This is a genomic window from Pseudoalteromonas amylolytica, assembly GCF_001854605.1.
GTDB classification, from domain to species: Bacteria; Pseudomonadota; Gammaproteobacteria; order Enterobacterales; family Alteromonadaceae; genus Pseudoalteromonas; species Pseudoalteromonas amylolytica.
Genome location: NZ_MKJU01000029.1, coordinates 38,854 through 47,955, shown reverse-complemented (window position 1 = coordinate 47,955; position 9,102 = coordinate 38,854). Strand labels below are relative to the sequence as shown.

11 protein-coding genes are annotated in these 9,102 nt (G+C 44.2%); 2 read left to right on the top strand and 9 right to left on the bottom strand.

Annotated features, from left to right (window positions below):
• Positions 1-545: 545 nt before the first annotated feature.
• From BET10_RS15705 to BET10_RS15685, 6 genes are all read right to left on the bottom strand, one after another.
• Positions 546-1,703 carry a dipeptidase gene (locus tag BET10_RS15705; RefSeq protein ID WP_070986545.1) on the bottom strand — a complete coding sequence of 386 codons (1,158 nt, stop codon included), beginning with the start codon at positions 1,701-1,703 and terminating at the stop codon, positions 546-548.
• 76 nt (positions 1,704-1,779) lie between these two features.
• Positions 1,780-2,028, bottom strand: coding sequence for a YheU family protein (locus tag BET10_RS15700; protein WP_070986544.1), 249 nt, complete (start codon positions 2,026-2,028; stop codon positions 1,780-1,782).
• Positions 2,025-3,005: a hydrolase gene (locus BET10_RS15695; RefSeq protein ID WP_070986543.1), complete on the bottom strand. Its 981-nt coding sequence runs from the start codon at positions 3,003-3,005 to the stop codon at positions 2,025-2,027. Before BET10_RS15695 ends, BET10_RS15700 begins: the two co-directional genes overlap by 4 nt.
• Positions 3,006-3,225: 220 nt before the next feature.
• Entirely contained in the window at positions 3,226-3,366 is a 141-nt protein-coding gene (locus BET10_RS21215) for a DUF3149 domain-containing protein (RefSeq protein WP_083330578.1), read from the bottom strand.
• A gap of 119 nt (positions 3,367-3,485) precedes the next feature.
• Positions 3,486-3,950 (bottom strand): TIGR02444 family protein, encoded by a 465-nt coding sequence (locus tag BET10_RS15690; RefSeq protein ID WP_070986542.1) that lies wholly within the window; start codon positions 3,948-3,950, stop codon positions 3,486-3,488.
• A complete protein-coding gene (locus BET10_RS15685) occupies positions 3,947-5,866 on the bottom strand; it encodes an ATP-binding cassette domain-containing protein (protein ID WP_070986541.1) in 1,920 nt (639 codons plus the stop codon). The genes BET10_RS15690 and BET10_RS15685 overlap by 4 nt, the downstream gene beginning before the upstream one ends.
• Before the next feature lie 175 nt (positions 5,867-6,041).
• On the opposite strand from BET10_RS15685, the gene BET10_RS15680 reads away from it, so the two are divergent.
• On the top strand, positions 6,042-6,242 hold the full coding sequence (locus BET10_RS15680; protein WP_070986540.1) for a YheV family putative zinc ribbon protein: 201 nt from the start codon (positions 6,042-6,044) through the stop codon (positions 6,240-6,242).
• Between the two features lie 13 nt (positions 6,243-6,255).
• Here the strand turns inward: BET10_RS15680 and BET10_RS15675 are convergent, their stop codons facing one another.
• Positions 6,256-6,468 carry a SlyX family protein gene (locus tag BET10_RS15675; RefSeq protein ID WP_070986539.1) on the bottom strand — a complete coding sequence of 71 codons (213 nt, stop codon included), beginning with the start codon at positions 6,466-6,468 and terminating at the stop codon, positions 6,256-6,258.
• Positions 6,465-7,454 (bottom strand): WD40 repeat domain-containing protein, encoded by a 990-nt coding sequence (locus BET10_RS15670; protein ID WP_070986538.1) that lies wholly within the window; start codon positions 7,452-7,454, stop codon positions 6,465-6,467. Before BET10_RS15670 ends, BET10_RS15675 begins: the two co-directional genes overlap by 4 nt.
• 256 nt (positions 7,455-7,710) lie before the next feature.
• On the opposite strand from BET10_RS15670, the gene fkpA reads away from it, so the two are divergent.
• Positions 7,711-8,463 (top strand): FKBP-type peptidyl-prolyl cis-trans isomerase, encoded by a 753-nt coding sequence (gene fkpA / locus BET10_RS15665; RefSeq protein WP_070986537.1) that lies wholly within the window; start codon positions 7,711-7,713, stop codon positions 8,461-8,463.
• A gap of 79 nt (positions 8,464-8,542) precedes the next feature.
• On the opposite strand, the gene BET10_RS15660 is transcribed toward fkpA, so the two are convergent.
• A complete protein-coding gene (locus tag BET10_RS15660; RefSeq protein ID WP_070986536.1) occupies positions 8,543-9,013 on the bottom strand; it encodes an Rsd/AlgQ family anti-sigma factor in 471 nt (156 codons plus the stop codon).
• Positions 9,014-9,102 lie beyond the last annotated feature (89 nt).

The following is a 9,102-nucleotide window of genomic DNA, read 5'->3' as shown; positions in this document are numbered from 1 at the left end:
AGTCAGTCGTCGGTTCACTCTTCATAAGTTACAGCTCCCACAACCACTTCTTGTGTTTAGTCAGTCGTCGGTTCACTCTTCATAAGTTACAGCTCCCACAACCACTTCTTGTATTTAGTCAGTCGTCGGTTCACTTTTCATAAGTTACAGCTCTCGCAACCACTTCCTGTATTCAGACAGTCGTCGGTTCACTCTTCATAAGTTACAGCTCCCACAACCACTTCCTGTATTCAGACAGTCGTCGGTTCACTCTTCATAAGTTACAGCTCCCACAACCACTTCTTGTATTTAGTCAGTCGTCGGTTCACTCTTCATAAGTTACAGCTCCCGCAACCACTTCTTGTATTTAGTTAGTCGTCGGTTCACTCTTCATAAGTTACAGCTCCCACAACCACTTCTTGTATTTAGTCAGTCGTCGGTTCACTCTTTATCGCTTTGGAAATTGTTTCTTGGTTGAACAGCAAGTTTTGACAGGAGTGGTTTTGTTGTGATGGTGAGGTATAAATGGACAGAAGCAAAGCGCAACAGCGCTTTGCTTGGTAGGACTAGAATTGCGCCGCGTATTCCTCGGCTTGTTTCCAAACTCGCAATGTGTTGCCGGATAAGATCTTCTTAATATCTACTTCACTGTAGCCTCTATCTAGCAAGCCTTGAATTAGATTTGGGTAGCTTGATACGTCTTTTAATCCCACAGGTAGAGAGTCACCTACACCATCATAGTCAGAGCCAATACCTACATGGTCAATGCCAATGAGTTTAACCACGTGATCTATGTGATCTAGGACCTGCTCAAGAGTTGCAAATGGGAATGGATTGTCTTTGATGAAGTCTTCTCGCTGCGCTGCATTGTCACGCTTTTTATACCAGTTTTGGGCGCTGGAGGTGACGAAGCTTGAACCAAAGTTAATCTGAATGACACCGCCGTTCTTTTTCAGCGCTTTGAGCATGTCATCGTCCATATTACGCTCAAAGCCCGGCGTGTACTTTCTCAGTGATGAGTGCGATGCGATGACTGGCACTTTAGACAGCTCCATAACTTGATAAAATGCAGCATCAGAAATATGTGACACATCGACTAACATGCCAATTTTGTTCATTTCTACAACCAGCTCTTTACCAAAAGGGCTTAACCCCTTCCACTTGCGACGAATATCGTATGAAGAATCAGAAATATGATTACTTTGAGAGTGGGCTAAAGTAATGTAACGCACACCTCTATCAAAAAAGTGTTTTAAGTTTTTGAGATCTCCTTCAATGGGAGAGCCATTTTCCATACCCATCGCAATGGACATTTTGCCTTGCTTGAAGTGGGTAAAAATGTCTTTACTGGAGTAAGCGACGGCGAACTTGTCTGGTGCTCTAAATGCAAGGGCTTCCATTCCATCAATAAGCTGGTTAGCCAGTTGGTAGCTTTTACCTTGGCCTTCAAACTCAAGGTGAGCAGGGATGTAAATAGACATAAAAGGTGCGTTCAAGCCACCTTTAACGGCTCTTGGATAATCGAAGTCACCACCTTCGGTAGCCTTACTCACATCATCCCACTTGTCTTCTAGTCGATAAGGTACGTCAATGTGGGTATCAATTAGGATGCTTTTTTGCGCTATCCTATGTGCGCGTTCTGATGCTTGATAATCTTGCGCTTGTGCGGTCAAAGCCGACAAAGCCGACAAAGCAAGAGCGCAAAGAGTAAAACGTAATGTCATGAGCCTGCCTTAAGTTATTCTGGATTTACCTAGACTATAACTGAAATTGCCAGCAGGCTAAACGCTCTGCGACCAGTTACTGATATTCAGAGTAATCTTCGTCTTGCATCGCCTGAAATTGCGCCTTTGAGACAATATTGACAGACTCATGTAACTCCGAATACACGATCAAGGCTTCACCAGATTTCAATTGCGCTTTAACATGTTCTACTTTTGCTTCTGTTGAAAATTCCTGTTCACCATAGTCGGTGCCTTCGCGCAGCACATAGTGCTCAATCAGGTTATTAAGTGTGGTTGTATCAAGTTGTTGATAAGGAATGATCATACATGGCTCTTTGCTGACAATGAATTGAAGTAATGGGGAACGGCTTTTTCCAGCCAAAACTCAGGTTTGAAAGGGTTGTTACCCGAGATAAAACCAACGTGGCCGCCCTTGCGAGACACTGCTAAAGTCACACTATCACTGACTTGCTCGGATTGTGGTACAGTCTGTGATGATAGCATTGGGTCATCTTGTGCGTGGATCAACAGCGTGGGTGTCACGATATGCTTCAGGTAGTTCTGTGCGCTAGCTTGTGTGTAGTAATCTTCCGCGCCGTCAAAACCATGCAGCGGTGCGGTGATTAAATTATCAAATTGCCACAGGTCATTGATAGCGTGCAATTGCTGTTCATTGACGGCGAGTACATCCGCAATGGTATCTAGTTTGCGTGAGAATGAACGTTTCATTCTATCGAGCAGGTATTTTTGATATAGCCCATAGCAACTTTTTCTGATCACCTGACATGAGGAAGATAGATGATGTGGCGCGGAAATTACTGCGGCACCTTGCAAGCCACTATGCTGACGCTGCTCGCCCAAATACTTAGCCAGAACATTTCCACCTAAAGAAAAGCCAACCGCGTATAGCGGTCTGTCAACAAAGCGCTGTTTTAAGGTGTGGATAAGAAATCCAAGATCTGATGTTTCACCACTGTGATAGGCTCTGGGTAATTTATTGGCTGCGCGAGAACAATTGCGAAAGTGCATTAGTACGGCATCAAAGCCACTGCGTGTTAAAGCCTTGAGCATACCTTTGGCGTAAAAGCTGTTAATGTTGCCCTCTAGACCATGTAAAATAATGGCCAGCGGCGCATCTGGACGTTTTTTCTGTGCCCATGCGAGCTCTAAAAAGTCACCATCAGGGGTAGTTAGCTCTTCAAACTGTACCGGTACTTTTTGCAACGGGCGAAAAAAGCGCGGCAGAATTGTTTGCGCGTGTCGATTGCGCATCCACCATGCGCTGTTGAATGAATAGTCCATAAAGCGTCTTACAATCAAAGGGAAGTGAAGTTTAGCAAACCTCTGCTTAGGATAACAGGTACAGGCGATATGGGGCTGCATTGAGCTAAGCCATACAAAATAAAAAGCACCCGACTAACTAGGTTAGTAAGGTGCTTTGTGCGTCGTGCTTAATTTGTTTACTGCTGGGGGAACTTATAGTTCTGCTGTATCTACTCACAGCTTGAGAATGACTTCCCTACTAATGAGGTATTTCAGCCTCTTGTACTTTTTTAACAAAGTAATAAACGTAGAAGACACATAGCCCAATCACTGTGCCTAAGATCCCAAAAGAGAGAAATAGTACTGGGTCACTAAAAAAATCTCTGAAGAATACGTTCATGGCTGCGGCCTCCTAACTTGTCGATGTAGTAATCTTAGCCCTCCTTTAGGACGGCTGATATGATCGAGATCAAGTTTCTAAACGCACGAGTTTTATGGCCAGTAAGACCTTGATCGAGATCATGATTTTTCGTCAGTTAGGCTTTGTAGCAACAAAGTAGCATCGTATTTATTGAGGTACAGTGACAGGTTTTGACTAAGGGTGAGCGGTTGCAATGAAAGTTGCTGAGTGAGCCTAAGCAGCTCTGCTTGTTGCAAGCGCTCAAGCTGTAGCTCGCTTTGTAATAGCTGTTTACGAAGTGTTTGATAGTGAGCGTGTTGTGAGTAGCTTTGTTTAAGGTTTGCTCTTATCGCCCTATGTGGTGCCAACAATAGAGTGTCTAACTGCTGACAAAGCACTGTTAAGTGAGCGATATCAGGCTCACTTATCTGTAACTGTAATTTTTCTAGGTAAAGTAATAGCAGGCACAGATTGATATTTTTCTGGCGCTCATTTTGCAGCATCAGCAAGGTGTTTTGCGCATTCCCTTGCTGATACAGCTGGCATGAAAACTCCCAAAAAGCCTGCTCACTTAACTGCTTCATAACTCAAGGCTTTGCTCAAATGAGGTTTGCTTTTCTTCGAGTTCTTCCAAAGCGAGCAGAAGTGACTCTTCGACGTCGTTGAGTAGTGGCGTAATCTTTGCCTGCTGTGCAAGTAGCTCAGTCAGCTGGGCTTTGTTTTCCTCTTGATATAAGTCGTTGTTTGCCAACTGTTGCTCTATTGTTGATAGTTGATCTGAATATTTATCGAGAGATTTTTCAAGCTTTTCGATTTCTTTTTTCAGTGGCTGCACCGACTTGCGAAATTCTGCTTCAAGGCGTTTTTGCTCTTTGCGGTTGCTACTGGAGTGGGCCTTGGTTTCGGTCTCTGGTTTTTTACTCGCTTCCTTGTTGGCGTTTAATAGCCATTGATAGTAGGCATCAAGGTCATAGCCAAATTGTGTTACCTCACCATTGTCTACCAAATAGTATTCATCGGCGGTATTTTTCAACATATGGCGATCGTGCGATACGGTAACCATGGCCCCTTCAAAACCCTGAAGCGCCATGACTAAAGCATGACGCATTTCTAGATCCAAATGGTTGGTTGGTTCATCAAGTAATAAGAGGTTAGGCTTTTGATACACCAGCATGGCAAGTACAAGCCTGGCTTTCTCGCCACCAGAAAACGGTGCTACAGGTTCAAGCGCTCTGTCGCCGTTAAACGCAAACCCTCCTAAAAAGTCGCGCAGAGATTGCTCACTGGCTTTGGGGTCTAAACGCTGAATATGCGTGACTGCACTGGCACTGAGATCTAAAGACTCCAACTGATGCTGTGCAAAGTAACCAATTCTTAAACCCTGATGAGTAAAGACGTCACCTGCTTGCGGACTAAGCTCTCCGGCAAGCAACTTTATCAAGGTTGATTTACCCGCACCGTTGCGGCCGAGTAAAGCAATACGACTGCCGGGTACTAAATTTAATTTGATTTTGTTGAGCACGGTCACATCGCCGTAGCCTGCCTGAGCACCGTCCAATGTCATCAGCGGATTGGGCAATGCTGTGGGCTCGGCAAACTCAAAGTCAAATGGTGAGTCGGCATGAGCGGGTGCTAGCTTTTCCATACGCTCCAGCGCTTTAACACGGCTTTGCGCCTGTTTAGCCTTACTGGCTTTGGCCTTGAAGCGCGTAATAAACTTTTCTAAGTGAGCAATCTGCTCCTGTTGCTTTTCAAATAGAGCCTGATGCTGCGCCATTCGCTCTGCTTTTTGGCGCTCGAACTGAGAATAATGGCCCTTGTAGACATTAATTTTCTGTTGCTCTATGTGCCAGATTTGATCCACTACCGCATCTAAAAACTCTCTGTCGTGAGAGATCAGCACCAAGGTGCCTGTGTAGGCGCGCAAAAATCGCTCTAGCCAATAAACCGCATCCAAGTCCAAGTGGTTTGTCGGCTCATCGAGTAGCAATAAGTCTGCGTCACGGATAAGTGCCTGCGCTAAGTTTAAGCGCATTCGCCAGCCCCCAGAAAAAGCGCTCACAGGGTGACTTATCTGCTCATTGCTAAAGCCCAAACCATGTAGCAGTTCACCTGCTTTAGCTTCAATGCTGTAGCCTTTCATGAGCTCTAGCTGTTGGTGAACTTGTGCTTGCTTAGCACCATCTTGTGCTTGTTCGGCTTGTTGCAGTGCCACTCTACATTGGTAATATTCAGGGTGGCCTTGTAGTACATAATCCAAAGCACTGATATCTAGCGCGGGCGTTTCCTGTTTTACTGAGGCTATCGACCAGTCTTTTGGGATGAGAAACTCACCCGCATCCAGTGTTAATTCGCCCTTTAATAGTGCAAACAGGGAAGATTTTCCGCAGCCATTGGCTCCCACTAGGCCCACTTTATGCTCAGGAAATAAAGTGGCGCTGGCATTTTTCAATAGGCTTTTGGTGCCACGCAATAATTCAATATCAGACAGCTGGATCATAATGCTTTGTTGTTAAACCCGAATGTAGGTAATCATAACATGAAGGTTGGTATATAAGTCAGCACTGTTGTACTTATTGGGCTGTTCAGTGCTTACAATCGTATCTATAGATGTTGCTTTAGGTTAAAATGAACACAATTCGAGATTGGCTTAATAGTGTAGTAGGGGCAAAGCCGTGAGACAGAAAAAACGTTTTATTGCTGGGGCATCGTGCCCTGAGTGTAAAGAGCTTGATGTGATGATGCTATTTAAAGAGCACGATGTGGAAAAAGTAGAATGTGTTAAGTGTGGCCATGTGATGACTCAACCTAAGGAAGCCGTTCAAGCATCAACTCGCCACTTTGAGCAAGTAATAGGAGTGTTTAAGCCAGAGTAACTCTGGCTTAACGTTAGTAATGCGGCGGGGGAGGCTCTTGGTGCTGAGGCATCAGGCCTTCTTCTTGGCTTTCTTTGATCTTTTCACCTAATAACTCTATTTGCCGTTGCATTCTTGCAAGCCTTTGTTGATGAGTCTTGAGTTCATCATTGAGGGTTTCAATGGTATCGTCTTGAAAGGCCACCTTGGCTTCAAGCTCCATAACGCGATTTTCTAACTCTGTCATCGGGACTCCACTTGATTAAAACGCTCTAATAGCCCGCTTGAACTTTCCGCCATTAGGGCTGTGTCTTGCTCAACAAATGTGACATCGAACACAACTGCTGATTTTGGGCGGCTGCCTTCGCGTGGCTGCACTTTCCATAGGCCAAGCTTTTCACCGTCTGCAACGCGCCATAGAGTAAGCTCTCTATTTGGCGCGCCCGTGGCGAGTAAAGTGCCAGCTTGATTAAAGCGTACTGCGCTAAATATTTTCTGCCGCGCAATATACTGCAATTGTGAAACAAGATCACCCGAAGCCAGTTGCCAAATGCTGGCTTTTTTTAGGCTATCAGCGGTAAAAGCATATTGACCCGTTGCATCAAGCGCGACTTTCGTTACTCGGCTTGGGTGGTTAAAGCGGTGGATCACTTGTCCTGTTCTGGTATCCCAAAAGTATGCGCTGTAGTCATTTGCCCCCGTCAGTGCAAAGTGTCCGTTGGGGGATAAGGCGATAGAGTTAATTTTTTCTTGATGACCGAGGAACTCTATACGTCTTCCGCTTTCTAAGTCCAGATGCACGACCACATTGTCACTGCGTCCATAAAGCACATAGCGGCCCTGATTGCTAATGGCAATGTCTCTGATGGTACCTGTTTGGATTTGGTAATAGCCTAGGTTTTTACCAGTTGTGATGCTCCAAACTGCGAAGGTTTCGTTTTCTGCGGTAACAGCCACGCTGTTGTCATAGGCGATAGCAAGAGAATGAACTAAATTGCCATCGGGCTTGGATTGTTGCCACTGATATTTTAAGCCATGGACTTGATTGTCCCAAAGACTGACACCATGTTCTACGGATGACACTAAACTGTAACGACCATCATGTGAAATGGCGGCAGCAAATGCGCCTCGTGCTGCATGCTCAACGGTCAAATCGGCTTTTTTATCGGCTGGAGTACAGCTGCTTAGCAGTATACAGACAAAAAGCAGCCATAAACGATGGAGTTTGAGCATAAAATGGGCATTTCCCCTTAACGCTGTGAATTTCACTGGGTTAGACTATAAAAATCGACACAGTTTATTGATAGTATCAGTTTGATAGTAGCGTATCGTTGCCGCAAAGTCGCTACAAGTCACAGAAAACATTAAATATCTGCCAAAGTGCTATACAATTTGGCATATTTAGTGATGAATGATAATGTGGCTACACAGCTTTAACCATTAATATAATATTAACAGACGGTCGACAGACCTGTCGGAGAGAGAGAGAATGAAACAGACGATTAAACTGTCTTTGGTGGCAGCATCAGTGTTAGCACTGGCTGCATGTAACCAAAAAGCAGAAGAAAAACCTGCAGAACTAAAACTAGAAACTGAAGCTCAGCAACAAGCCTATGGTATTGGTGCTTCAGTAGGTAATTTCTTACAAAAAGATTTAGAAGATAAAAGCAGCTTTGGTATCGAGCTTGACCAAGCGCTATTAATGCGTGGCTTTGAAGATGCGCTTGCAGGTAAAGCACAGCTTGATGAAGCGAAAATTCGCGAAGTATTAACAGCATTAGACACGTCAGTACGTGAGAAGCAAGCTGAAAAAGTAAAACTAGAAGCTGAGCAAAACAAAGTTGAAGGTGAGAAATACCTTGCTGAAAACGCGAAGAAAGACGGTGTAGTTGTCACTGAATCAGGCCTTCAATACGAAGTACTTACTGAAGGTGAAGGCAAAAAGCCAGTTGACACTGATCACGTTAAAGTACACTACAAAGGCACATTGTTAGATGGCACTGAGTTTGATAGTTCTTATGCACGTAATCAACCAGCAAGCTTTGGCCTGCGTCAAGTTATCAAAGGTTGGACTGAAGGTTTACAGTTAATGCCTGTTGGCTCTAAGTTCAAGTTCACCATTCCACCTGAGCTTGGCTACGGTGAGCGTAACTTAGGCAAGATCCCTGCTAATTCAACATTGATTTTTGAAGTTGAGCTACTTGAGATCCAAGAAGACGAGAAAAAAGCTGAAGCTGAATAATACGCAACAGTTAAAAGTACGAAAAAAGGGCCCAATGGCCCTTTTTTAGTGTCTGAATACGTCCGCAGCGTATCAGTCACTAATCAGTGTGATTTGCGTATAAGTTATCGATTAACTCGTCTTCTAATTCAAAACGTAATTCTAGCACTTCGCCTAAATTCGACAGGTCACGGTCAAAGTCTCTTAATACCTGCTCTTGTGAATTCTCAGCGTATTTATCGTTGAAGTCTAAAGCTACATCAGTAGTATCAGCAATACGTGGGTACAGTGCTTGAGCAAGTTTAGCACTATCAGGGCCTTTCTCTTCGCAAGCCTCTACTAGGTTGTCGTAAATTTCAAAATGACCTGCAGACAAATAATCCATGAGTATCTGACAAAATGACTGGATTTGTAGTTGATCGGGTAGCGCATGATCTTTTTTGTCATAAGGAGAAAAACCCGCAATTTTACAGTATTGCAGTAATAATTCTTGTCGCTCTGCTAACCATGCATCAATAACACTATGGCTGCCTCCCCACTTTTCTTGGGCTTGTTCTAACCTCGAAAGCATAGTGATCTCCTATTGCGGATTGTTTTACTCTATAAAAAGGAAATCTGCTGCAAAGGTCAACCTATTTTTATTTTTATTATTTAAAAACA

Bases quoted from the DNA above. Each gene is read 5' to 3' on its own strand.
- BET10_RS15675 (WP_070986539.1), bottom strand. From the start codon at position 6,468: ATGACAGAGTTAGAAAATCGCGTTATGGAGCTTGAAGCCAAGGTGGCC.
- BET10_RS15700 (WP_070986544.1), bottom strand. From the start codon at position 2,028: ATGATCATTCCTTATCAACAACTTGATACAACCACACTTAATAACCTG.
- BET10_RS15670 (WP_070986538.1), bottom strand. From the start codon at position 7,454: ATGCTCAAACTCCATCGTTTATGGCTGCTTTTTGTCTGTATACTGCTA.
- BET10_RS15690 (WP_070986542.1), bottom strand. From the start codon at position 3,950: ATGAAGCAGTTAAGTGAGCAGGCTTTTTGGGAGTTTTCATGCCAGCTG.
- BET10_RS15685 (WP_070986541.1), bottom strand. From the start codon at position 5,866: ATGATCCAGCTGTCTGATATTGAATTATTGCGTGGCACCAAAAGCCTA.
- BET10_RS21215 (WP_083330578.1), bottom strand. From the start codon at position 3,366: ATGAACGTATTCTTCAGAGATTTTTTTAGTGACCCAGTACTATTTCTC.
- BET10_RS15695 (WP_070986543.1), bottom strand. From the start codon at position 3,005: ATGGACTATTCATTCAACAGCGCATGGTGGATGCGCAATCGACACGCG.
- fkpA (WP_070986537.1), top strand. From the start codon at position 7,711: ATGAAACAGACGATTAAACTGTCTTTGGTGGCAGCATCAGTGTTAGCA.
- BET10_RS15705 (WP_070986545.1), bottom strand. From the start codon at position 1,703: ATGACATTACGTTTTACTCTTTGCGCTCTTGCTTTGTCGGCTTTGTCG.
- BET10_RS15660 (WP_070986536.1), bottom strand. From the start codon at position 9,013: ATGCTTTCGAGGTTAGAACAAGCCCAAGAAAAGTGGGGAGGCAGCCAT.